The organism is Algoriphagus sp. A40 (assembly GCF_002002735.1).
In the GTDB taxonomy this organism is placed as follows: Bacteria; Bacteroidota; Bacteroidia; order Cytophagales; family Cyclobacteriaceae; genus Algoriphagus.
In genome coordinates, this window is the sequence record NZ_MUNY01000061.1 from 14,134 (window position 1) to 40,315 (window position 26,182).

Sequence of the window (26,182 nt, forward strand, 5' to 3'; positions counted from 1 at the left end):
GTCCGATCAGAGAAAAATCTTGGTGCCCTCTATTAAAATCTCTGCGAACTCTGTGGTAGAAAAAGAAAAACCGCCAAGGACGCGAAGGAACGCAAAGGATTTTTTACCACAGAGAGCTCAGAGAAAGAGGAGAATATGGATTGATGAAGCATCGAACTTCAACCCTTTTACTATTCTCAATCGTTTTTCAAGTGCACAGAGACAAAAGCTAAAGCTTTTGCGGGTCCGATCAGGAAATAATCTTAGTGCCCTCTATTAAAATCTCTGCGAACTCTGTGGTAGAAAAAGAAAAACCGCCAAGGACGCGAAGGAACGCAAAGGATTTTTTACCACAGAGAGCTCAGAGAAAGAGGAGAATATGGATTGATGAAGCATCGAACTTCAACCCTTTTACTATTCTCAATCGTTTTTCAAGTGCACAGAGACAAAAGCTAAAGCTTTTGCGGGTCCGATCAGGAAATAATCTTAGTGCCCTCTATTAAAATCTCTGCGAACTCTGTGGTAGAAAAAGAAAAACCGCCAAGGACGCTAAGGAACGCAAAGGTTTTTTTACCACAGAGAACTCAGAGAAAAAGGAGAATAAGGATTGATGAAGTATAGAACTTAAATCCTTTTCTTTTTCTCAATCGTTTTTCAAGGGCGCAGAGAAATGCAGAAGCTTTTTGAGGACACGTCATTGCGAGGAGCATTTCTTTATCCAGTGCCTTTTTAAAAGGGCAACATGCGACGAAGCAATCTTAATCCTCAGCAGGAAGGTATTTTACCACAGAGAACTCCGAGAAAGAGGAGATTATTGATTGATCTTATAAAGAACCTCAATCCTTTTAATTTTCTCAGGCGTTTTCAAGGGCGCAAAGAAAAAGCTGAAGCTTTTACTGGCCACATCTGAAAAAAATCTTAGTGCCCTCTCTTAAAATCTCTGCGAACTCTGTGGTGAAAAAAAACCTCAAATTGCCATTCAATTCACAAACAACTCATCCACCAACAGCATTCCGGCGCTTCCTTTCCTTCCACTCCAGGCACCGATTTTTTCTACAGGTCTGGCAATGACTTTTAGGTATTTTGCTGAAGCAGTTTTGAATTCACAGGTAACCAATTCGATGTAAGGCTCGCCTTCTTTTGTGGGAAGAGAAGGTTTCATTTTTCCGATAAGTCTAAGGGTATTAGGATCATCTCCACCCCAGATTTCAATGGATTGAGGAGGAAAAATCACATTGCTGGGCTCCACCAAGACTCGCATGCTGACGGAACTTACCTCGACTTTTTCACCATATTCCAAAAGCAGCTCCATGTCATTTCCTCGGAAACCTGCCCAATTGTTGGCCCAGGCGGGACTGTTGGCATTGTAGGTTCCGAGTTCCTTGTCAAAGAAAGTTTTGGAACCATTTGCGGGATGAACTTTGCTCATTTTGCTCATGATCATCACCGTATCGGGGCTGAAGCGGTTTTTGTACACATTGAATGTAGCCACTTCACTGGCAGTCCAGCCTTCCTTGTAGGCACGGGCTTTGATCAGCTGACCCTCTTTCAACACAGTTTCTCCGAAGACAAATTCAGGAGAATTCTCCCGGTTAGGTTCGGTTCCGTCCATGGTAAAGCGGATTTCAACTTCCCGGATCGGATGCCCAAGTTTCAAGGCCAAGGTATCCTGAAAAATATTGGAAGGATTGGCCAGTCGGGGCAAATTCAACTGCAATATTTCAGCATCCAGGTCTGCCCTGCCTGTTACCCAGGAGATCTTTGGATATTCTTTTTTGAGGTTTTCCAGTTCAGCTTTGGTCACTGGAGTTTCCCAGATGACCACAGTCTTCAAATTCTCAAAACCCTTGACACCAGCCTGCAGTGAAGCAAAATCAACTTTTGTACCTGAGAGGGAAAGGTGACGGAGCTGTTTTAGCTTGGTCAATTCCTGAAGCGCATTCGGGGTAATTTCCGTGTAATTCAGATTGAGCCTGTTCAGATTTTCCAAACGGACTACTGTCTTAATATCTTGGTCAGTGACCGGCATTTTATTCAGATTCAGGCCTACGACCTGTTCTTTGACTGCCAAAAGATCTTCAAGGGATGCTGGAGTATAGTTTGATGGGCTAAAAAGTGTCACGTCCAAAGCCGGAGAATCTCTAGCCAACAGGACTACCGAGCGGTAGGAATTGTTAAGTCCCTGCACAGTTTTGGGATTTGCAGCCGCAAATTCAAAGGAAATGGCAGTTTCTGTGTCCAAAAACTCCATGGCTTTTTCTCTCAGTGGATCGGCCGTGGGAAGGGATGCAATCTTTGTTTCAGGTTCAAGGTTGGACTTGATCCACTGCTCCAATAGTGCCATTTCTGCCTCGGTCAACTGAGGTTTTCCGGATGGTGGCATGTGGTCATCATTTTCCTCAGGGAGATGGATTCGTTCCAGAAGGGTGCTTTCCTCCGGTTTTCCTCCAACAAAAATTTCCCCATTTTCGCCTCCTTTAAGCAAAGCCTTCATACTGCTCATGTCCAGTTCGCCTTTGGCTTTGGTCGGATTATGGCAGGAGTTGCACTTTCTCTCCAATACAGGCAAAATCAAATGTTCAAATACTTCTGCTTCTTCAAAGGGAACTTGTTCAGTTTTGGAAGATAAGACAGGTCCGAGTATAAAGCTTTCCCCATGGGTCAATGTAGCCCCGAGATGCCCAGCCAAAACAAGCGTAATTGCGACCATACCTATTCCGGCTATGGCTGCTTTTCCCTGATACCATTTTTGATTTCTAAATGCATAGAGCAAGGAAGCCAGGAAAACCATCCCCGCACCGGACCACTTGTGCCAGTCTAACATTTGACCAGAATAACCTTCCTCCTGAGCTAAAAACAAGCCCATAAGGGCAGTAACCAATCCAGTCAGAATTGAGAACAACAGGATATACCTAGTCAAACTTTGAAAAAGGGGCTGGTTTCTGAACTCCGGCCGAAAGCGCAACCCTTCCAGCATCAAGGCCAGCAGGATAAGCGCAATCGGGAAATGAAGCATCATGGGATGCATCCTGCCAAGAGGCTGAAGCAACTGGGGTATTCCGAGTTTCGACTCAAAGAGCAGGATAAAAAGCAGGAGGATATTGCCGGCAAATAAGATTCCCTCGGCAATTCCTATAATCTTACTTTTTATGGATGGGTTATTGGTCATTGACTTGAGTTTAATCAGGCAAACAGCCCTTTGACGACTTGGCCGGAAACATCTGTCAAGCGGAATCTTCGGCCAAGGTGCTTGTAGATCAGTTTTTCATGGTCGAGTCCCATCAGGTGCAGCACCGTTGCCTGAAAATCATGGATGTGAACAGGATCTTTGGCCACATTGTATCCTAATTCGTCTGTTTCGCCATAAACTAAGCCAGGCTTCACTCCTCCTCCGGCCATCCAGATACTGAAGCAGCGGGGATGGTGGTCACGCCCGTAATTGGTGGGGTCAAGTTTGCCCTGACTGTAATTGGTCCGGCCAAATTCTCCACCCCAAATGACCAAAGTTTCATCCAAAAGTCCTCGTTGCTTCAGGTCAGTGACCAAAGCAGCAGAAGCCTGATCGGTATCTTTGGCCTGATGGGCAATTTCATAAGGCAGATTGCCATGCTGATCCCAGCCCTGGTGATAAAGCTGAACAAATCGCACTCCGCTTTCGGAGAGTTTTCTGGCCAAAAGACAATTTGCGGCATAAGTCCCCGGAACCAGGCAATCCGGTCCGTACAGTTTAATTACCGAGTCGGGTTCTTTGTTCAGATCCATGATTTCCGGTACAGTAGTCTGCATCCGGTAAGCCATTTCGTATTGCTGGATTTTGGCGTTGATTTCAGGATCACCGAACTTCTCATAGGAAAGGTGATTCAGCTCTGAAATATTATCCAGCATGACTCTCCGTTCGTCCCGGCTCAGACCTTTGGGGTCTTTGAGATAAAGAACCGGATCTTCTCCACTGCTGAACTGAACTCCCTGATGCACAGAATCCAAAAATCCGTTAGTCCACAGCTTGGAATACACACCCTGACCGTTTCCTATTCCCCTGGAAAGGAGGACGGTAAAGGCAGGTAAATTTTGGTTTTCGCTTCCCAGGCCATAACTCAGCCAGGCACCCATACTCGGTCGGTTGCCCTGCTGTGCCCCAGTCTGGAAAAAGGTCAATGCCGGGTCATGGTTGATCGCTTCGGTATGCATGGACCGGACGATGCAGAGGTCGTCTGCAATCTTTGCAGTATATGGCATCAGATCACTGATCCAGGCACCGGATTGTCCATATTGCTTGAAGTCAGTAAAAGATCCGATCAGGGGAAAAGAAGACTGATTCGCAGTCATTCCAGTCAAACGTTGACCTCCGCGAACTGATTCCGGGAGCTCCTGACCAAACATTTCTTTCAGCTTTGGTTTGTAATCAAAGGTCTCAATCTGGGATGGGGCACCGTTTTGGAAAAGGTAAATCACCCGCTTGGCTTTGGGAGCAAAGTCCCGCAATCCCGGGACCATATCGGCATCCATACTCCCAGTGCCTTTGAACAAGTCAGGCATCAACAGCGAACCCAGGGCCACGCTGCCCACCCCCATACTCAACTGGGACAAAAACCTTCTCCTGTTGATGTTTAATCGGTATTCGAAAATATCCTTTTCCATATCAGGTCTTAGAAATGGTTTCTTCTAGGTTATAAATACTTGCGATCACCTGCATCAATGAGGCGAATTGAATGGTGTCCAAGCCGGGAGGACTTGGATACTCACCCACAGCAAGCAGTTCGTTTGCTGTTACCTCATCCAAGAGCTGTATTCTTCCTTCGTAGTATTTTTTAAGGATGGCCACTTCCTGATCGGAAGGATTCCGGCAGACAATAGTTCTGAAGGCTTTTCGGATATTCACTTCCGAATCAGCTGATTCATTGAGCAGCTTCCCCGCCAATACTCGACTGGCTTCCAGCATGGTAGGATCATTGAGCATGACTAAGGCCTGAAGTGGAGTATTAGTGATTGGCCGCTGAACTTCGCACTGATCCCGGTTGCTTCCGTCAAAGATGGTCATCGCAGGAGGAGGCACAGTTCGCTTGATGAAATTGTATAGGCCGCGTCGGTACAGCTTCTCATGATGATCCTGTTTGTACACCGACAAGATTCCCCGACCGGAAGTCGCTCCTTCCCAAAGTCCAGGAGGCTGGTAGGGTTTCACGCTCGGTCCACCTATCTCCCGGTTGAGCAAACCACTGCTGGCAAGGATCAGGTCCCGTACAAATTCCGCTTTGAGGCGGTGTCGGGGAGCACGGCTTAGTAGCAGATTATCCGGATCTTTTTCCAGTTGCTTCTTTGTAACAACCGCAGACTGACGGTAGGTAGCTGAGTTGACCATATGTTTCACCAGCCGCTTAACATCCCAGCCATTTTCGATCAGGTCAGCAGAAAGCCAGTCCAACAATTCAGGATGAGTGGGCAAAGCTCCCTGCATTCCGAAATCTCCCGGAGTGCTCACTATCCCCCTTCCGAATATTTCCTGCCAAATCTGATTGACGAAAACTCTCGAAGTAAGCGGGTTTTCAGGGCTGAACATCCATTTGGCCAATCCCATTCTGTTTTTCTCGTACTCAGGACCAAAGGAAAGTATGGATTCTGGGGTTTTGGGAGACACCTGATCCTTGGGTTGATCATAAACTCCCCGTTCGAGAATAAAGGTTGGCCGGATGGAATCCAGTTCCCCCATCACCGATACGATCAAGTCGAGTGTGTCTTTTTTGTTGATAAAGGTCAGAATGGAATCTACTTCCGCATTGCTGATTTGCATCATCGGACGCTTGGCGTAGGTTTCTGGACCTCCCACAGTGGATTCAATTCCTTTTTCCTGGATGTTGTTGAAAAAGGAATAAAATGAATAGTATTCGTTTTGGGAAATGGGGTCGTATTTGTGGTCGTGGCAACCGGCGCACTCCATGGTAATTCCCATCAGGGATTTTCCCACGGTATTGGTCCGGTCAGTCACGTACATTACCCGGTATTCCTCATCCACTACCCCACCCTCTTCGGTGATTTTATGGTTCCGGTTGAATCCCGTAGCCAAAAGTTGCTCTTTTGTCGCATTGGGGATCAGATCGCCTGCAAGTTGCCAGGTGATAAACTGGTCGTAGGGCATGTTTTCGTTGAACGCATGAATCACCCAGTCTCTCCAGGGCCATTGACTTCTGTAACTGTCATCCTGAAATCCATGGGAATCGGCAAACCGGGCGATATCCATCCAGTACACGGCCATCTTTTCCCCATAAGCCGGGCTGGCGAGCAAACGGTCCACAGCTTTCTCATAAGCATCCGGTGAATTATCAGCCAAGAAGGCATCCATCATTTCCAGAGTCGGCGGCAATCCGGTCAAGTCCAAACTCACTCTTTTCAGAAGAGATTCCTTGTCCGCTTCGGCATTGTGTTTTAGTCCAGCTTCTTCCTGCTTGGCCAAGATGAAAAAGTCCACCTCATTAATTGGCCATTCCTCATCCTCAACCTCCGGAAGTTCAGAAGATTTAGGAGGCACAAAGGCCCAGTGTTTTTCGTATTCGGCACCCTGACTGATCCACTTTTCAATTAGCATGATTTCCCTGTCGGTAAGTGCCAAGTTGGATTCAGGAGGAGGCATTTGGATACTGGGATCATCCGAGATAATTCTTCGATAAGCCTCGGATTCCTTTGGCTTGCCAGGCACCCAGCCATGCGCACCGGGAGTTTCCTTCAGAGCCTTGTATGCTTCTTCTGCAATATCGAGCCTCAAACCTGCTTCCCGCTTGTTGGCATCGGGACCGTGGCAGGCAAAGCAGTTGTCTGAAAGAATGGGGCGGATATGAAAGTTGAAACTGACTTGGTCGGGCATTTTCAGATTCTCCGTGCCACTACTCTCTCCTTTTTCGCAGGAGGGAAACAGGAACATGGAAAAAACCAAGACCGTAACTAATTGACACAATCGGTTTTGCATAGCTTTTTAACCCCTTTGGCTTATTTTCTTTTCAGTCATTTATACGGATATTTTCCAAAATAGAATCTTTATTCAAATCAACTATCCCGATTAGGTCAAATCCCCTAAAATTCTTTTCAAGCTACAAAGGATTGCCCGAAAGGCTAAGGCAAAAACAACCTTGTCTTAATCGATTCCGGATATTCTGAACCCAAAGGGAAAAGTGAAACTTTTCAAGGTTTCACCTTTATCCCCAGTCGCTTATGCAAAGCCGGCAAGTCATTAAAAATCTCATCCAGACCTTGTTTTTGTTCTTCTGTCAAGGGATTCTTCGAAGATCGACCTATTGGGGCAATAGGCACACCGCGTTTTTGCAAAAAGTATTTGGCGCTGAGCGGGTAGCCTTTTGAAATGATCGCATCAAGTCTTGTAAGTTCCGACTGAAGCCATTTGACGTCCTCTTGCTTTGCGGGATCGGTGGCATTGGCACACATCCAGGAGAAGAGTTCGGGATATAGATTCCCCGCAATGCAAGACATACCTTGGGCACCCATTTGAAGTGAATCCATGGTATTGGGCGTGTGGGCATCATAAAATTCCAGGGAGCTTCCTTTCGCTATTTCCAGTTTGACTTTGATTGGATCCAGGTCAAGGTTGGTGTCTTTGTGATAGAAAAAGCGATTTGTGGAAAGCATGAAGCGCAACACTTCCGGAGTTATGATTCTTTTGTACGGCGAAGGGCATTCATAGGTCCCCATTGGAATATCGCCTGTCAGGCTCAGGAACTTTTTAAGATTATTGATCAACACGGTATCATCTTCTTCCTTTTTGGAGAAATGACTAGTGATCAGAATGACGGCATCGACACCAGTAGCATACATTTTTTTAGCAAAATCCGCCTGTTCTTCAATGGTTTCCCCAAAAGAACCTGTAGCCACTACCGGAAATTTGCCCTTTACCTGCTTCACCACATGACTGGCTAAAGCCAGCCTTTCTTCATTGTCGAGGTAGTACATTTCGCTGCTCATGCAGTTTGCAAAAAAGCCTTTTGCTCCGCAAGCCATGTAAAAATCAGTGAGCTTGGATAAGGCGTCAAAATCGATCTTCAAATCTGGGGTAAACGGGGTGACCATTACCGGTACAAATTTCTGCTCCTTGTTTTTCAAAATATTGGGGTTTGAATTACTTTCTTTCGTGAAGATTGATGCTGAAAAAAGATTCTGGTCCAAGCCCATCAGAGTAGTCAGTGATACCGTACCGACTGTAATTTTTCCTAAAAAATTTCTGCGTGAGTTATCGTTTGCCTTCATTTTAAGTGAATTTTAAGAGGTAAAGTGACAAGCTTGGCCGTATGGAATTGCCTGGAAGTACTGGTTTTAAGATCGCGGTCTATCCCCTGTACCCTTGGTCTAAAGGCTTGTCGTATGATTACCTGTTTATTTACTAAAAAGGCTAATTGGATTATTTGTGAAATGGAAAATCGATGATGGACTGCCCATCATAGGGACTAGGTAATTAGGCCCTTTTCCATTCTTTTATATATTTGCAATAGCCATAATATGAGAAAATCAGCAGCATTTTTCCTCCTTACCTGCTTTGGTCTGTACCATCTGGGATTTTTTGCGCTGCAGGTTCTCATGCCATTGGCTATTCATCAACACTGGGAAAACAAAATTTGGGAAATGGATCCCCAAACCCTGGGTGGAAAACTTTTGAAAATACCCTTTCCCATGCCCTATGGGCAAAATCAGGAAAATTTTCAGCCGGTCAATTTTATGATGAAAGTGGATGGTAAAATCAGCCGGGTAATCCAACAGCGGTATTTTGAGGACCATCTTGAAGTAATTGTGGTGGAAGATGAACTCCATACCAATTTCGAAGATCAGATAAAGCGCTGGATTTCTACTTTGGGAACCGATCCGGGGGACTTTGATGGACCACCGCTCCAAAAACTCCTTCTAAAATCATTTGTCAAGGATTATGTGCTCCATTCACTCATTGTGACCTTTTCCAAATCACCTGAAGTTAGAGTGATTTCACCTTTCTCTCCGTATTCTTTTTATGTTCCCAAGGGTTTCAAAAGTCGTTTTCTGGATCCTCCCAGGGTTATTTTTTTGACCTGAGTTTTTTATCCGGGCCAAACCTACCCGGCATATTCCCCTAAAATTTTACTGAACATGAAAAACAAGTACGCTGTGTGCTTGCTGATTTGCTTTTGTATGGTTTCGAGCCATGCATTTGCCCGGCAGGATACAGTCAAAACATTAAATCTCGAAGAAATTAAAATCCAGAGTATACGGATCCAAAATCCGGTCACCAAGCTTCCCGCGACCAATAATCTGATGGTGGTTGGCGGTACCAAATCCGAGGTGATTACGCTGACTGGTCTGGCAACCAATTTGGCAGAAAAGACGGGCCGCAGCCTGTTTGCGAAAATCCCCTCTGCATTTGTCTATGACATGGACGGTTCCGGAAATCAGGTCAACCTCTCCGTCAGAGGCTTGGACGGACACCGGAGTTGGGAATTCAACGTCCGACAAAACGGTATAATGATCAATACCGACATCTATGGCTATCCTGCCAGCCACTATTCCATGCCGATGGAGGCAGTGGAGCAGATTGAACTTGTCCGTGGCACTGCTGCACTTCAGTATGGTCAGCAGTTTGGTGGATTGCTCAACTATATACTCAAAAGGCCAGATCCCGTTAAAAAGTTTAGCCTTGAAAATATCAGCTCAGTCGGATCATTTGGACTGTTGTCCAACTTTACCTCCGTTGGAGGCACTCTGGGAAAATTCAGTTATTACGCCTATTACCAAAAACGGGTATCTGATGGCTACCGGGATGGGGTTGAATCTGATTCAGATTCCCAGCATGCTGAAGTCTCGTATCAGATAAGCGATAGGCTAAAGGCCAAGGCTGAACTGAGCCGCAGCGTGTTTTTATACAAAATCCCCGGTCCATTGACAGATCTTCAGTTTGAAGAAGATCCAAGACAAGCCACTCGAACAAGGAATTATTACAGCCCAGAGATCTGGGTTCCAGCAATAACTCTGGAAGGAAAACTCGCTAAAAACACAAGTTTCAGTCTGGTGGGAAGTGGGATCTTTGGGCAAAGAAGTTCAGTCACCTTCGATGCCCTGGCCAATGTACCGGATACCATCAATTCGGTAACTTCTGAATATGCACCAAGGAATGTGGACATTGACAATTACCATACCCGGACAGCTGAGGCTCGAATTCTCCATGGATATACTTTTGGGTCAATCAAAAATGACCTCTCGGTTTCCATCCGCTATTTCAACAATTCATTTGACCGAAGGCAAAGGGGTAAAGGAACGACAGGAACTGACTATGACCTCAGTGTATCTGGAGAATTTCCAAGGGATATCAATTTGAAAAGTCAAAGCATCGCAGCCTCTCTGGAAAACCAATTTCACTTAAATGATCATTTTTCCATTTCGCCAGGAATCAGAATCGAAAATGGAAATTCGGTCATGAGCGGTTCGATCAGCTATGTGGAATCTGTGCAGGTGCCACAGGAAATTGAATACGATTTCGTGGCTTTGGGAATCAACGCCAGGTATGAATTTTCCCAAACCAGCAGCCTTTATGGAGGAATTTCTCAGGCAAACCGGCCGGTTCTGTTTCAGGATATCATCCCGGGTTCTCCCCTGACTATGATCAGTCCGGACCTTACCCATAGTTTTGGATACAATTCGGAATTTGGCTGGGAAGCAAATCCAAAAGAAAACATGCATATCAACGCAACGCTGTTTTATACGTTCATCGGCAACCGGATTGGAAACCTTTTGGTGGAACAGGACGGATCGACCTTGATTCAAAAAAGCAATATCGGAGACAGCGGTACAGCCGGAGTTGAGTTGCTATGGGACTGGGAATTTCTGAAAAGGAACAGATTTGCGCTTTCCTTCTATACCTCATCCAGTTGGATGCGGTCAGCGTATCTCAGCGGTAGCGTAGCAGGGACGGAAGGAAATCAGAATATCAAAGGAAACCGCGTGGAAGCTGTGCCCGAATGGATCAGCAGAAACGGACTGACTGCCTCCCATGGTTCCTTCCAACTAGTCCTGCAGCATCAATTTGTCAGTGAGTCCTTTGCAGATGCTCTGAACACCCGGACTCCCCCGCCTTCAGGAGCAGTTGGGTTAGTACCCTCCTATCATATTTGGGACCTTCAGGGAATTTACAATTATCAAAACCTGACTTTGAGGGCAAGCTTTCAAAACATGTTTGACAATTCTTACTTCACAAAAAGACCGCAAATGTATCCCGGACCCGGAATATGGTCTTCCGATGGAAGAAGTCTGGTAGTTTCTCTTGGATTTAAAATCTAAAAAGAAATCCACAAACAATCCCGGATAATGATGGGTTTTGTCTGTGGATTTTCAAATTAAGGAATTCCTTTTGCCTAAAATTATCAACATTAAGGGCATTAAGACCATTAAGGTTAAGACTGAAAGTCTTCATTTTGCTAATGCTCCTGTTTTTCGAACATTCAAAACAGAAGATTTAGCCTGAAAACTTAATTATCTAAATTTCTTAATGTTTTAAAACTCTGCTAATCCACTTTTTATTTTGGACTATCAGGAATTTCTGAATTACTCCAGCTGAAGAAAAGCCAGCATTTCAGCGGCTGGAAGACCTTTTGACTAAATTATTCAACCATTAAGGCCATTGAGATTAAGGCTGAAAGTCTTCATTTTGCTAATGCTCCTGCAATTATGGAATTCTAAACAGATATGGCTTAGAAACTTAATTTCCTAAACTTTCTAAATGTTTTAAAAACTCTGATAGTCCACTGTTTAGAGTGGACTATCAATATTTTTGAATTAATCAAGCTGAAGAAATGCCAGGAGTTCTCCGACTTTCAGTTCATTTGCCTGATAGGTAAGCGTGATCCGGTGGTCTTTGTGGTCTTTTTCGAGTTGGAGCAATTCCCCTACCCGGATCGACATCGCGTTGTTTTCTTTCGGGTTATTCGCAAACTCCCATTGCTTGAGTACGTGTCCTGCTTCATCTTTCAGAACCAAAGTTCTGTCACTGCCTGCACCCTTTATGGTGCAATGGGTATAGCGGATCGAAAGCTGGTCTTGGGCCTGTGCATTTTCCAACTCGAGCATCCTCAGATTCAGGGGCTGATTGACATACTGTTTCATGATGAGTTTGCCATTAAGAGATATCTCATAGCTGTCCATTCCCTTCATCGGGGTGAAAGCCATCATTGCCAAACTGAGGGCAAGCAATACCAGAGTACTGCCTAAAGCGGATTTAAATGTCATTTTTGTCATTTTGAATTTGGTTTAAATTTGAAAATGTGAATTCTGATTGTCCGCAATCCTGCCAGTAGGCTACTTTGCTTCTTAACAAGTGCTGGAAGACCGATGACGGAAGACCGAAAAGGGTAAATGCCAGTGTTGAAGCACTTTCAAGTAGCTCTTGGCTACTACCTGCATGGAAGCGGATAATCACGTTGTGAACAGATAATTTTTACTTTGTTGGTACTTCAAGCTAAATCCAATTGGCCAAATTGAATACTTGAAAGGCATTGAGAGGAGCCTTTCATGGGGATTTACGGCAATGGAGAATGAATGGAGAAGGCCTAAATAATAAAGTAGATCAATGACCTGGAAAGTAGACATCCGTAAATCCAAATCACGATTCTGTTCGTCTTTAAATTCTGTAATTGGTCTATAAGGTTATCCGCTACTTTCTTTCTAGGCACAAAATGACGCGGTTGAAGCGGATAATCGACCACAGACCACAGTCGACGGTTCACAGCAATTGAATCTTGACTTTAAACTTTCTTCAAATTGGATACTGGAATAAATTCCACGTTCTCCCATTTGTCTGTTTTGGCTTTACCGTGAATGAGAATTATCCGTACTTAGAAAAGTATAACCCAGCCTGAAGCTATGAGTGTGAGCACATTCCTCGGATTGAAACCCATTTCACCCAAAGTTTATCACTTTTTGTTTTGGCTGGTCATCACCGTGATTTACCTCTACGACCGGAGGTACCTGATCCAGAAATTTAATTTGCCCGAACATTTTGCTGCTTGCGTCACAGTCCGGCTTTTGTTGATTGTTTCCCTGGTTTACTTTCATCTTTACTATCTCGTTCCAAAATTCTTCAAACTGAAAAAATTCGGAACCTATAGCCTGTTGCTTATCGGATCTCTTTTGGTTTACGTCAGCCTTCAAAATCTCTATGACATTTACCTCTACGGCTATGTGATCGGAGACGTGACAAGCAGAGATTTTTGGAGTGCTTTTCCGTATAATTTCATCACCACTTCCTGGTACTTGGTTTTGACGACAGGACTGAAATTTGGTCTCGATCGGTACGAGGAGAAAAGAGTGAAAGTTGAGGAGTTTATTCCTGTTCCTGTACCGGAAAACGGACAGGACAATGTGGTTTTCCTGAAAACCGGCACCAAACAAATCAGAACCGACTTGGATGAAGTGACTCACATCAAGGGACTAAAAGATTACTCGATCGTCTATACACTCCACGAACAAATCATCGTCAAAGGATCCCTGAAAAGCACGGAAAATCTGCTCCGGGACAAAAAACTGATTCGGGTTCACAAGTCCTATTTGGTAGCATTAGACCGGATCAAAACCATACAGGACAATCAGATCATCTTGGGGAACCATGCAATTCCGATTGGAAGATCCTATAAAAAGGAGCTTTACAAGCTCCTGATTCCATCCTGAAAGGGCATTCAATTCAACATTTCCTGTTTAATTTCAAATTGACTTTTTATGTAGCTCCGAAGGAGCCAAACCATTCATGACCCTGTACGAAGTGCAGGGTAGCCATTGAATTTCCTTCCTTTGAGCCCTGAAAGGGCGATACTTTGAAGTTTCACCCTTTCAGGGCTCCTTTTTTTTATTGTGGTGACTTAACCCCCGGCTATACCGGGGGTTATGAATTGTTTTGATCCTTCGGATCTAAGACTACCCAACCTTGACCTCCATGTCCGACGCCCAAGGGAGTGTCCCCACTCCCGCTGTCAAAATGGCGAATATCATAATTCACTTTTTCACAATCCAATAATTCAAATACCCGCTTGGAGTCTCCAGCACGACTTTATAGAAGTCCGACTCCAATCCTTTGGTGGAAAAGGTAAAGGATTCCTGATCCAGCATCACCTCTCCCATCAGCCAATAATTATCCAGATTCCCGGTTTTGAATTCATTGGTGGTAGCTACCCAAACTCTTCCTTTCTGACCTTTGGAAATACTTTTCCAGGAAAGCTTGATTTCACCATCTGCCAGCTCAGCTTTCAAATCGACAGCATCCAGTTTTCCAATAAAAGATACGCCATCCAATTCCATTGCCTGGTTCTTGGGTATTTCCAAACCTAGATGACGGACGATGCCCGGCATAATATCCACCATCTCCGGAGTATCATTGAAATGTGAATTCAACCCTTTAGCATTGGTTGCAATCCAGATAGTTCTTTCCCGTTCACTTTGCCCACCATGACCAAAGCCATCCGCACTTCTTCCATGATCTGTCGTGATGATGATCAACCAATCTTCATTGAAGTTCTTTTCTCTATCCTGGATCGCTTCCCATACCCGGCCAATTTGGACATCGGCTTTTGCAATTCCATCAATCATCTGAGGGCTGTTCCCGTAGGTATGCCCCATGTCGTCGGTATATTCCAAATACATCCAAGCCAGATCCGGACCTTTTTCCCGGATATAGGATGCAGCTTCCTTTGACACCAACTCATCGATCTGGAAAATATAGTTTCGCTCCTTATCATGCGGAAAATTGACCGTATCCAGTTCAAATCCATCGAAATAATAATCGAAGGTGAAGTCTCCCGCTTGAGGTAAGCTTGCACCCACCAATTTGGTTCTGTTGTCCAACCAAGTGGAAAAAATGGCCGTCTTCCTATCCGGTCTTGCTTCCTTCAGAAATCGGAAGATTGTCCAATAGTTATAATTTGGGTCCTCGATTCCATTTCCCCAGACATTGTGCTTGTTGACCCAAGTACCGGTAAGCAGAGAATTGTAACCTACTGCAGAAATGGTCGGTGTCTCACTGTAAGTGCCTGGATTTCCACCCATAACAGCTTTGGTAAAGCCCCCTATTTTGCTGATCTGATCTATATTTGGAGTTGGCACCGTATCCATAACATCGGCAGGAATCCCATCCAGAATCACAAAAAGGACTTTTTTTTCAGCTTTCTGAGCAAAAACCGGTGAGAAAAAATATCCCAGAATGAGGGTTAGAATTATTTTTTTCATTTTAATCATTGGTGGATAAATGGGATTTTGAACGCCAAAGGATTTTAAAAAAGTGTTCTAAGGAAAAATCCCTCCCGATATTCATCGGGACAGGCTCTTACTCTCCGCCGCGGCGGAGGGAATTGCGTCAATTTAAACTTCAAACCTCCATTCTTCAAGGTTAAATTAAAGATTGAAGATACTTTAGAAAAACCAGTGATCCTTATAAAACAGGATCACTGGTCAATCTGGTTTTGATTTTATTGCCAGCCAAAAATCTGGTTAAGATTTGGATTCAAAGTCACTTGCTGGAAAGGCACCGGGCGATAGTAGTATTTTGGTTCTTCAAAGTTTCTAGCCTTGTTTTCAGTAACCATATTTCCTCCTTTATCGCCATTTTCCAGGTATACATCCACGTTGTCGTTGATGGTTCCGGCCTTATAGTAAATCAACTGAACGCCCAAGCTGTTTTTTTCTTTGTCAGCGCCTACGGGAATACTGCTGCTTTTATCAATCAGGATAATGTCCTCAATTCCATCACCGGTCATGTCGTATTTGCCCAATCCCGGGAAATACATTCCCTGTGGAATTACTTCAAGAAGTTTTCCGGCATTCCAGCGCATCAAATCATCGTATCTGAAGCCTTCCATGGCCAGTTCGATTCTTCTTTCCCGTCTGATTTCCAGCAATACTCCCTGATTTGGACCGCTAAGGTTAAGATATTTTGAAGCCTGAAATACATCAGGTTTACCATTAGCTGTAGCCATAATCAGCGCTGGCATTCCCGCTCTGGTTCTCAATAAATTAACTGTGGCATCCAAATCCGTCTGGCTCAATTCACCCAGTTCAGCTTTGGCTTCCGCCAGTGTAAGCAAAGTCTCTGCATATCGATAAACCGGAAAGTCTACACTGGCTCGCTCCACATTATCGACTGAGTTTTTATACCCTTTCAACTGGTGGTATCCCGTGAAATTCTTATTCAGTGACTGAATATAGGGAGTGGTATTCGGTACTCTTATCCATCCCGGGTACACAAGGGTTTGCATCAATCTTGGATCCCGATCTTTGAATTCCTCTACAAAACCTTTGGCTTTAAAGTTATTCTGGTCAGTAAATGGAGTTCCGTCTTTCATCAAATAAGACAATACCAAATCCCTGGAAGGAGACTGCTCATAATCTCCAAAAATTCCGGTGTTGTTGTCACTGCTTCGGTCTTTGTTGACATCGTAAGCATTGACCAGCAGCACCTCTGGATTGCCAATTAGATTCGTGCTGTTGAAAAGAGTCGCATAATCTCTGCTTGGATTGCCGGTAGTGTAAATCGAAAATTTACCGGAATTCATAAGGTCAGAAGCTTGCTTGACGGCAATTTTCAAAAATTCATTTGAAGTCGCTTGCAATCCCAATTCAGTATGATATTTCCTGTAGGTTCCTTCATATAGGGCAACCCTGGCATAAAACGCCTTCACAGCCCAAACTGAAGGAGTTCCCGACGGCACCGATTCCCTGACCTTTTCAGCTGCAAATTCCAAATCCTCCAGGATTTTAGACATCACGAATTCCCTCGAATCCTGAGTTTTGTAAAGATCCTCATCACCCGGATTCAAAGTTTTGTCAAACCAAGGCACATTGGAATACCGCTGAACCATTCCTAAATAGAATTGGGCTCGATAATACCTAGCCAATCCCACATAATGTGCGATGGCCTCATCCGAAGCAGTAGCCTTTTGGTAGTTGTCCAGGAAGTAGTTGATGTTTCTGAGTCTTGCCCAATTCCATCCCCCGGTGATTGTTTGGGAGGAAGGAGTACCTGTCATGATATTTTTGATCTCGATAGCCCCGGTGGTGGCCATATTATCACTGCTTTGGTCTGCCAGGTAATTTCCCATACCGGGCATGGCAATTAGGCCATTTACATAGAGTCCCAAATCTTCTTCAGTTTTGAAGAACTCCTCAGGAGCTACTGAAGTCTGTGGATACCGATCCATAAAATCTTCTTGACAGGAAGAAAGTGTGAATAAGGATCCGATGATTATGATATATATTTTTTTCATGATGAATTCCTGATTAGAGATCAATATTTACCCCGAATGAATACTTGCGTTGGAAAGGATACGCCCAGCCATAGCCATCGTTGATGGCTTCGGGATCCACGAATTTCTTGATTGAAGAAAACTCATACAGGTTTTCGCCAGACACAAAAATTCGGATTCGATTGACACTGATTCGATTAGTCAGTTCCTGCGGAAAGGTGTATCCCAAAGTGATGTTTTTGACTCTCAGATAAGCTGCATTTTGCATGTAACCAGTCTGTGGGATGTCCAAACCGCCACCGTAGTTGGCATCAGCCAACCAAGACTGCAATACAGGAAACTGTGAATCCAAATTTGCTTCTGCCAGTCCGGCATCAATGTAAGATTGGGAGTGTTGAGCCATCAGACTTGCATCGTCCGCTGCACCGCGATAGAAGTCAAGGTTCCAAGGATAAACATTGGCATAGGGCTGCTGATAGGGTCCCCAAAACAGGTAATGTCTTGGGTAATAATCCTTTTTTCCAACACCCTGAAGGAATATTGAAAGGTCAAATCCACTGTAGGAAATGTCGAAATTGGCTCCATATCGATATCTGTCCGAGGAATTTCCGATAATCTGCATATCCTTTGGATCATCTTCGGTTAGACCTTTTTCGATCTTACCATCTCCATTGAGATCCACATATTTTGGCCAGCCTGGCACAATATCCAAAGCTCCCCAAGGAACTATGGCTGATTGGTCCAGTTGTGAGATTTCATCTTCGTTTTGAAACAGCCCATCGCTGACCAAGCCCCAAATTTCTCCCAGATACTGTCCTTCACGGTAGTTGGAGAACAAATTTTGGTCATTCTGGAATTTGGTGATCTGAGATCTGGAATCAGATAAAACCACTCTCATTCCGAAATTGACGGGATTGGAAGCACTTCCGAAATTGTCTCTGTAGCTCAAAGTAGCCTCAAATCCTTTGGTCCGAAGGTCTGCGGCATTTTGTTTGGGAGGATTGGTTCCCAAAACAGCCGGAAGTTCAACCGGATCAGTCAGCATTCCCTTCGTATCCCGGATGAAATAATCGAATGAACCGGTGACCTTATCTCCAAACATTCCAAAGTCCAAACCAAGGTTGCTGGTGATTACCTCTTCCCAAGTATAAAAGTTCGGATCCACAGCCAATAATGGAGCTGAAGTGATGATGGTCTGTCTGTTTCCGTTAATCAAATAGCCCGAAAGTCCGGTTGGCAGGGTTTGGATATAACCGAAATCACTTACGTTTTGGTTACCCAAACCTCCATAAGAGGCTCTGATTTTGAAAGTAGAAATGGTATTGGTCAAGCCTGAAAAGAACTGCTCGTCCATCATCAGCCAAGAACCCGAAACAGAGGGAAAAAATCCCCATCGGGAAGTCTGGGGAAACCTGGACGAACCGTCATATCTCCCGTTCAATTCAAAGATATAGCGGTTTTTGAAGGTGTAATTTGCCCGGCCAAAAACACTTTGCGTTGCAAAAGAACTGTAAGTCGGAGTAATGAAAGCATCACCGGTGGTCAATCCGATATAGGGCAGAGAGGAGGAAATCAACACTCTTTTTTCTGCCTGGATAGAGCTGTAGGTATAACTCTGTTGATTGTAACCTGCCAAAATTCCAAAACTGTGGTCACCGATTGTTTTGGAGTATCTGCTATAAAAGTCAAAAATGATATCGGAAAGGTCGCCGTTTCGCTCTGTTACTGAGCCATCTCCACCTTCAAACCGAATATCTTCCGGTCCATATCCGATCCGAAATTTCTTTCTGTCCCAATGGTATTTCAATTGTTCCTTTTTGAAGCTGGCATTGGCATTTACGGTCAAGTCTCCGTTAAGGAAAGTACCTGTAGTTCTTAGAATGTTGTGGAAACCAAACATGTTTTCCTGGTTATTTCCCCCATCCGTTAGTCGGCCGGCAAGTCGTCCAGCGCCTGTATTAGCCCAAGTTCCATCCGGATTTACTGCCACATCGGTAGGTTGGAGGTAGTAGATATCGGTAAGGCTGGTAGATGGATCAGCTCTTTTAGTCTGGTAAATGTTGAGGTTATTGTCCACGTTTAGCCATTTGAGCGGATTTGCAGTCACTCTGGCTCTCATGGAATATCGGTCCCAGTAATCATCCGCCAGTTTGTTCATCCCGTTCTCGTTGGTATAATCACCTGAGATGTAATAACCCACCGGAACTTTGCCCCCACTGCTTCCACTGATGGACAAGCTGTGGTTCATTGAGAAAGAAGAGGAATTAAAGAAGTAATCATACCAGTCATTGTTTCCCATGTAAGCCCAAAGGTTCGGGTTGGTAGGATTTAAGCGGGTATCTTCCACGGAGGTATTTTCAGATCTTTCTTTCGCCCATTGGTAATGTGCATCGGAGTAGTTTACATAGTCCCAAGGGGTATTGTTGGTAGAGGTCTCCAATACTCTGGAATAAATGTAGGGGTCAGTCACAGGCTCGGGTAGTACAGATGGTTTGCCCCATGCGAAAAAATTGTTGTAAGAAATCACCTGTTTCCCCTCCTGCCCTTTTTTGGTAGTAATCAAAATCACACCAAATGCCGCTCTGGCTCCATAAATAGCGGCCGATGCAGCATCTCTGAGTACCGAGTAGGACTCAATGTCTGAGGGATTTAATCTCAGCAAGTCACTGTTGCTGCCTGCGACTCCGTCAATCACGATCAGTGGCCCACCGCCATTAATTGAGGTAAATCCGCGGATATTGATGTTAGGGACGGTTCCAGGTTTTCCTCCAAGGTAGGTGATATTCAATCCGGGACTTACGCCTTGTAAACCTTGGACCAAATTGGAAATGGGCCGGTCAATCAATTGGTCGCCGGAGATTTGGTCCACCGCACCGGTCACATTGATTTTCTTTTGGGTTCCATACCCCACTACTACCACCTGCTCAAGCAAGGTTTCCTCCTCAGTGAGTGCTACCTCAATAGAAGTTCTGCCTTCCAAAGCAAGCTCAAGAGATTTGTAGCCGATGAATGAAAAAACCAATACTGCATTTGCAGAGGAAGTCTGAATGGCAAATTCACCATTCAAGCCTGTTACCACACCATTTTGGGTGTTCTTTTCCAGGACAGAAACTCCCGGAAATTCAGCTCCTGAAGCGTCGGTGACTACTCCTTTGACAGACGTTTGCGACATCGAATGTGTCGCAAAAGCTGAGATGAGCAAAAGGAGAAGACCTACTCTTCTTAACCATGAATCCAGCCTTAGCCGCGATTGTATTATTTGTTTCATAGTAATGGGGTTTGCACCTCCCAATTCTTCAAAAATTTCAAGAACAGGTCAGTGATGAGTAAGAAATTTATTGAACATTCATTCAATATTAAATATTGTAATCAAATAAAAAAAACAAATTTTGAGATAAAATAAAGTTTTAACGCAGGGGTAATATTCTATTAAAATTCGTTCTTGGGAATTAATCAAAAATTGATCTCATGGAAATCAGATTCAGAAAAAAGGAAAAATGGATGGTGCCCAAAAAATGAAAAGGCACAACTTTTTGATCCATTTTTTTCAATTAATGGCTTAAAAAATCTAAAAAAATCCAGCCATTTGGCCGTTCCGACCTTTGGCCAAATGGCAAAATTTTAAGGAAGTGGGTAATAAGTATTAGTCACATCCCCATTTTCAAACAATTCCAAAATGGCATAGCCTGGGGGCGTTTCCAGGTAATATTGTTTTCCGGCGGATTGTTCGTCCCCGTCTCCCCACCAAAATCCACTGAGCGAACCGTTGCAGAAATAATGGACCCCATTGTACCAAGCTCTATCCAGGAGATGCTGGTGACCACTCAGACAGACCTTCACTTTATCCTTATGTTTGAAAAATAGATCTTTGAGTTCCTTATGATCCTTATGCTGGCCACCGACCAGGTCATTGGTAATGGAGGTTATTGGAAAATGGGACATTACCAAAGTTGGAGTTCCATGGGCTAAAGAATCAAGATCATTTTCAAGCCATTTCATTTGTTCCACTCCAAGACTGATTCCTTCATGGTTTCCGTCCAAAATAATGAAGTGCCAATTTCCTTTGTCAAAACTGTAATAAGGTGAAGGAATGCCAAGCCTTTTGACCACGTAAGGTTTTCCATACATTTCATCTTCCTTGCTTGGAACATCCCACCAGGGATCATGATTGCCAATACAGCTAAAGACATCATAATCAGAGATTTTTTCCCGGAACTGATCCCAAGCCTGCCATTGCTCCAAGGTTCTAGCTCTGCTTACTCCCTGATATGCGGCATCATTGATAGTGTCTCCGCCATTCAGAAAGAAATCCGGCTGATGCTGTTTCACCTTTTCAAGCCATTCAATGGCACGGACTGGCACATTTTCCTCAGGCCGAATATGGACATCAGTAATGTGAGCCACTTTGAGGACACTGCCGCTTGCTTTATTTCCCGCCAAAATCGGTGAGGAAACTAAAACCGAACCCGCCAACATTCCTGCTTTTTCAAAAAAAGATCTTCTTTTCATACTTCACATAGATTTAAACAAATTTGAATTTTAAGTCATCCCCTAATTTTTCTAGGCCAAAATCTACTTTCTTAGGAAAATATTTACCGAAAGAATAATAAGGCCTTGTTTAGAGGATTTCTATTTTTAAATTGAATACTCATTCAATAAAATATATCGAAAAGTAGGAAAATACCTTTTAGAAAATCAATAAATCAGAGTTAATTCTCTATTAACAAATAAATGAAAGTGAAAATCTCTACCGCAAGAAAACAGGAGATCATTGAAGGATTTTACAATCTTTCAAAAATGAATGGCCTGGAAAACACCTCCATAGCCAAAATCGGAAAACATTTGGACATGCCTCCGAGCTTGATCATGCATTATTTTCCAACCCGGGATATTTTGATTTCCAGTTTGATCGAGTATATCCTTGAGCAGTATCTCTTGATTTTTGAGCCGATCACCAAGGAATTGGAGGAAAAAAAGGACATTGATTTATCGATTATTGTGGAGACCCTGTTCTCCAGAAATTGGAATTTACTTTTTGATGACGGAGTTTTTTACAGTTGCTATGCAATGATCTTCCGAAATGAGCAGATCAAAAATGACTATAGAATTCTTCACGAGAAGCTGAGAGAATCCCTCAAGGAAATCCTGGACAACAACAGGGAAATGGAAGGGCGGGACACCACGATGCTTGCCGAACAAATATTTGTGGTTGTGGAAGGTGCCTATTACTACCTGTCCATGATCGTGGATGAGGCTTCCTATAATCAAAAGGTCGATTATTTCAAGAAACAGGTTTATGACTTGTTGCGAAAGAATGATTTACGGGTGTTATAAATTGCCATTATTGCTATGGTAGACCATACGACATTAACTAAAATATTTGCTTTGTCCCTGAAATGAATAGCATTGATCACCAGACAGATTGCCCCAGCTAAATTCAACAAATGGTATCTGGCTTCGCCTTGTTTAAGTTTTCCTTTTGATAATAAAAAATAGGAAATAATAAAAAGGATTGCGCCTATCCAACCGATCAATTCAAAAATCATAGGGTGGTTTTTTACTTTTTGATTAGCAATTAAGAAGGTTTGTCAAAACGGGTTAAAGCCGATTTTTGGTAAATGTAGCTGACTTTTCATTTGATTCGCCTTCAAATTTTCTTCGTTTTCTTTCTGCTAAAATCCAAACTCCAGTTTAATTCAAAGGCATATTACTCCTATTCCACGATCGTCCTAAAAGTCAGATTCACTCTGGGAGATTGGACACGGGTAGTCGGAGGAAGCCGGTGTAGCCAGTGGGTCTGCGTAGTGCCTTTCATCACCAACAGGCTGCCATGCTCCAAAATCAGCTCGACTTTTTGCTTGGTTACTTTGTGCTTGAAGGCAAACTTTCGCTCGGCACCAAAGCTGACAGAACCAATGGAACCGTCCTTTTTCAGGTCCGTTTCCCCGTCACTGTGCCAGGCCATTCCTTCTTCCCCAGAATGGTACAAATTGAGCAGGCAGGAATTGAAGGTATCTCCACATTCCTGCTCTACCCTATTTTTTAATTCAAGAAGTTCCGGTGTCCAGGGCAATGCCCGCTTGGTTGTATTGGAATAGGTGTATTCAAAAGGCTGACTTCCGTACCAGGCGACTTTCCGTTTGGTAATGATCTTTTTTCCAAAAATTACCGCTTCGTCATTTCTCCATTCGATGGATTCAAGGAGAGCTTTCAGGTAATAATCCGCCTCTTTTGGACTGAAAACCTTTCCATAATAATTCACAGTCCCGCCTTCTGGAAGCCAGTTTTTGGTTTTGTCCACCCAATCCTCAAACAACATCATTTCACCAGATTTTGAATAAAATTTCTGATTATCCGCTTTATTACAACTTACCAAATTCAATTAGGCCTGAAGTCCAAAAGGACTTTCTGTAGACTGTCGACCGTGGACTGTTAACAAATCACTTTGCCTGCCATACATTGTCGTCCACTTTTAGATCAGGAAAGCGACCGTTTGGATCCAAGGTGATTTTCTTGATTTTTCTTGGACCGAAATCCAAAACCGCATCGAAGGCACGGCTTCCATCCCACCAGACATCAACCGGCCAGGTAACGACAGCTGTGTTTGGATCCAGCAAACTTGAATTCGGCATAGGTGTTAATTCCTGTTCGCCTGCCTCAAATTCAACTTTCAAGACTACCGGCGAAGGCATCTCCCCAGCTTGCTTTACTGTCACAATGGTTTTTCCACTTTCGCTGCTTACGTTTTCGATCGATCCTTCGACAGATTCGGTGGTAAACAGCCAATAATACCAGAACCACTCCAGATTTTGTCCCAATTCATTGTTCATGAAAAACATGTAATCCCAAGGAGATGGATGCTTATAAGCCCAAGCAGCCGTGTATTTTTTCATCGCATTGATCACGGCATCGTCACCGACGATTCCCCCCAGCATGGATAACATGGGCGGTGTTTTCTGGTAAGTCTGGTAGCCATAGCCAATACCTGCATCGTTGGCACTCCACATCAGCGGAGCCTCATCCTCACTCCCGCTTACTCGGCCATAGCTTTGGCCAATGCCATCCAGATTGGCAGGAGTACCTCTAGAGTCCGCACCGGATAGAATATTCATGTATTGGTTGAATCCCTCATCCATCCAGCCATAGCGGGTTTCGTTGGTTCCCAGCATCATGGGCCACCACTGATGGGCAGTTTCGTGGTCAGCAGCTCCCTGATTGGAATTGATCACCATGGGGTATTCCATTCCGGAACTTGGTCCATCCTGCAGAGTAAGTTGGGGAAAAGGATAAGGTGCCCAGAGTTTGGAATAAAACTCCATGGCATGTCTGGTGTTTTTGGCAGCGTTGACAAATAGTTTGGCCCGTTCGGGTATAAATACCATGTAAATAGGAACATACCCTTTGCCTGGAATATTAGCACGTGTTCCTTTCCAGATAAAATCCGCAGAAGCTGCCCAGGCAAAATCATTTACTTTGTCGGCCACAAATCGCCAGGTTAACTTATCGCCTGGTATAGTTGCTTTGCCTTTTTCATCCTCTCCCACTATTGTGATTTCGTCATCTGAGTCCAGAACTTTTGCCCGACCCTGAGCGACAGTTGGAGTCAGGACTTTTTCCGGATTTTGCAAAATACCGGTTCCACTCACTATCCATCCCCCGGGTACCGTGATGGACACATCAAACTTCCCGAAATTATTGAAAAACTCTGCCGGACCCAGATAGGGACTGGTCTCCCAGCCTCTCAGATCATCGTATTTGGCCAATCGCGGAAACCATTGGGTTGGCTGGAAAAGTGTGCTGTCAAAGCGCTGCGTCATCCGGTGTCCCACACCATCTGGCCCACCCGGCAATTTGGTGTGCCAGTCGATCTCCAATTCTGTTTTGCTTCCGGCTTTGATCGGCTTTGAAAGATAAATCGTGGCGATAGTTTTGCCCAGCCCGGTCACACCTGACTTTGGGGTTTCATTTCGCCCCAGCTTTTGCTCGGTGAGATCAATGGATTCACCTGCGACTAAAATGCGGGTTACTACCATTCCATCAGTTTGTTCGGCGGGAGTAGAAAGACCGCGTGGGACATCGCCCTTGAAAACGTTGTGATCCAGCCGCAACACAATTCTGTCCAAATCATCCTTGCTGTTGTTGTGGACAAGAATTTTTTCAGTTCCGGTAATAGTTTGAGTATGCGGATCCAAGCTCGCCTGAATGGTGAAATCAGTTTCGAGCTGCCAATAATTTGGGCCGGGTTTGCCGGTAAAATCCCGCGTGCCTGCTTCGAAGGCTTTCCGGATCGAATTGGTCATCGGTACATCCCGGCGGATAGACCGATGGTCGGTTTCTATGGAATTTCGAAGTGGTAAGGGGGTGATTTGTTGGGCTACTGCCGCAGAACTGCTCAGAAAAAGCAGAAAAAGTATTTTTCGCATGTTTAGGGTAGTTTGTTTCGGTTCGGAAAACTTAGTGAAATTTCGGGTAATTCTCATTGGGAATTTAGGGTTTCGAATGTTTGGATTATTCGACCACAGTCGACAGACAACAGTCCACAGCTGATGCAATCTATCTTCAATCCTTCGTTCCTTTGGTTAGGGCTATAAAGCGGATAGCTAGTAAAGTATCTATATCCGCAATGACACCCCCACAAAGATGAAAGCAGAATAAGATTTGGTAAGTCAATAATTCAACATTATTTCAAATCGACTTCTTATATAGCTCCGAAGGAGCCTAACCATTCATGACCCTGTACGAAGTGCAGGGTCGCCATTGAATTTCCCTTCCTTTGAGCCCTGAAAGGGTGAAACTTCAAAGTATCGCCCCTTCAGGGCTCCTTTTTTTATTGTGGTGACTTTACCCCCGGCTATACCGGGGGTTATGAATTGTTTTGATCCTTCGGATCTAAAACTTCCAAACCTTGACCTGCATTTCTTCTATTCAATTTGCCAAATGGAGTCATTGCGGACATTCATATTGAA

At 44.2% G+C, this 26,182-nt stretch carries 15 protein-coding genes; 4 read left to right on the forward strand and 11 right to left on the reverse strand.

What is annotated here, in order from left to right; genetic code table 11:
• Positions 1 to 958: 958 nt before the first annotated feature.
• From B0E43_RS15395 to B0E43_RS15410, 4 genes are all read right to left on the reverse strand, one after another.
• Positions 959 to 3,148 carry a c-type cytochrome domain-containing protein gene (locus tag B0E43_RS15395; RefSeq protein WP_077351326.1) on the reverse strand — a complete coding sequence of 730 codons (2,190 nt, stop codon included), beginning with the start codon at positions 3,146 to 3,148 and terminating at the stop codon, positions 959 to 961.
• A 14-nt stretch (positions 3,149 to 3,162) separates the two neighbouring features.
• A complete protein-coding gene (locus B0E43_RS15400) occupies positions 3,163 to 4,617 on the reverse strand; it encodes a DUF1501 domain-containing protein (RefSeq protein WP_077351328.1) in 1,455 nt (484 codons plus the stop codon).
• Between the two features lies 1 nt (position 4,618).
• A complete protein-coding gene (locus B0E43_RS15405; protein WP_077351330.1) occupies positions 4,619 to 6,937 on the reverse strand; it encodes a PSD1 and planctomycete cytochrome C domain-containing protein in 2,319 nt (772 codons plus the stop codon).
• Between the two features lie 212 nt (positions 6,938 to 7,149).
• Positions 7,150 to 8,226: a dihydrodipicolinate synthase family protein gene (locus B0E43_RS15410; RefSeq protein ID WP_217349173.1), complete on the reverse strand. Its 1,077-nt coding sequence runs from the start codon at positions 8,224 to 8,226 to the stop codon at positions 7,150 to 7,152.
• 249 nt (positions 8,227 to 8,475) lie between these two features.
• Between B0E43_RS15410 and B0E43_RS15415 the strand changes: the two genes are divergently transcribed.
• Positions 8,476 to 9,039: a hypothetical protein gene (locus B0E43_RS15415; protein ID WP_077351332.1), complete on the forward strand. Its 564-nt coding sequence runs from the start codon at positions 8,476 to 8,478 to the stop codon at positions 9,037 to 9,039.
• A gap of 54 nt (positions 9,040 to 9,093) precedes the next feature.
• Positions 9,094 to 11,274, forward strand: a complete 2,181-nt coding sequence (locus tag B0E43_RS15420; RefSeq protein ID WP_077351334.1) for a TonB-dependent receptor plug domain-containing protein — start codon at positions 9,094 to 9,096, stop codon at positions 11,272 to 11,274.
• Between the two features lie 495 nt (positions 11,275 to 11,769).
• Here the strand turns inward: B0E43_RS15420 and B0E43_RS15425 are convergent, their stop codons facing one another.
• Positions 11,770 to 12,228 (reverse strand): hypothetical protein, encoded by a 459-nt coding sequence (locus B0E43_RS15425; RefSeq protein WP_077351336.1) that lies wholly within the window; start codon positions 12,226 to 12,228, stop codon positions 11,770 to 11,772.
• A 624-nt stretch (positions 12,229 to 12,852) separates the two neighbouring features.
• Here B0E43_RS15425 and B0E43_RS15430 point away from each other — a divergent pair.
• Positions 12,853 to 13,656 (forward strand): LytTR family DNA-binding domain-containing protein, encoded by an 804-nt coding sequence (locus B0E43_RS15430; RefSeq protein ID WP_077351338.1) that lies wholly within the window; start codon positions 12,853 to 12,855, stop codon positions 13,654 to 13,656.
• A 321-nt stretch (positions 13,657 to 13,977) separates the two neighbouring features.
• On the opposite strand, the gene B0E43_RS15435 is transcribed toward B0E43_RS15430, so the two are convergent.
• The 4 genes from B0E43_RS15435 to B0E43_RS15455 form a co-directional block, all read right to left on the reverse strand.
• Positions 13,978 to 15,204, reverse strand: a complete 1,227-nt coding sequence (locus B0E43_RS15435; protein ID WP_077351605.1) for an alkaline phosphatase family protein — start codon at positions 15,202 to 15,204, stop codon at positions 13,978 to 13,980.
• Between the two features lie 239 nt (positions 15,205 to 15,443).
• The gene (locus tag B0E43_RS15440) at positions 15,444 to 17,237 is read right to left on the reverse strand and encodes a RagB/SusD family nutrient uptake outer membrane protein (RefSeq protein WP_077351607.1); all 1,794 of its coding nucleotides are present in this window, start codon (positions 17,235 to 17,237) and stop codon (positions 15,444 to 15,446) included.
• Between the two features lie 13 nt (positions 17,238 to 17,250).
• A complete protein-coding gene (locus tag B0E43_RS15445; RefSeq protein ID WP_077351340.1) occupies positions 17,251 to 20,484 on the reverse strand; it encodes a TonB-dependent receptor in 3,234 nt (1,077 codons plus the stop codon).
• A gap of 353 nt (positions 20,485 to 20,837) precedes the next feature.
• The gene (locus tag B0E43_RS15455; protein WP_077351344.1) at positions 20,838 to 21,725 is read right to left on the reverse strand and encodes a metallophosphoesterase; all 888 of its coding nucleotides are present in this window, start codon (positions 21,723 to 21,725) and stop codon (positions 20,838 to 20,840) included.
• Between the two features lie 222 nt (positions 21,726 to 21,947).
• Between B0E43_RS15455 and B0E43_RS15460 the strand changes: the two genes are divergently transcribed.
• Positions 21,948 to 22,550 (forward strand): TetR/AcrR family transcriptional regulator, encoded by a 603-nt coding sequence (locus B0E43_RS15460; protein ID WP_077351346.1) that lies wholly within the window; start codon positions 21,948 to 21,950, stop codon positions 22,548 to 22,550.
• Positions 22,551 to 22,929: 379 nt separating this feature from the next.
• On the opposite strand, the gene B0E43_RS15470 is transcribed toward B0E43_RS15460, so the two are convergent.
• Together B0E43_RS15470 and B0E43_RS15475 are read right to left on the reverse strand one after the other, a co-directional pair.
• Positions 22,930 to 23,538 (reverse strand): alpha-ketoglutarate-dependent dioxygenase AlkB, encoded by a 609-nt coding sequence (locus tag B0E43_RS15470; protein ID WP_077351350.1) that lies wholly within the window; start codon positions 23,536 to 23,538, stop codon positions 22,930 to 22,932.
• Between the two features lie 118 nt (positions 23,539 to 23,656).
• Positions 23,657 to 25,639 (reverse strand): M1 family metallopeptidase, encoded by a 1,983-nt coding sequence (locus B0E43_RS15475; RefSeq protein ID WP_077351352.1) that lies wholly within the window; start codon positions 25,637 to 25,639, stop codon positions 23,657 to 23,659.
• Positions 25,640 to 26,182: the final 543 nt, after the last annotated feature.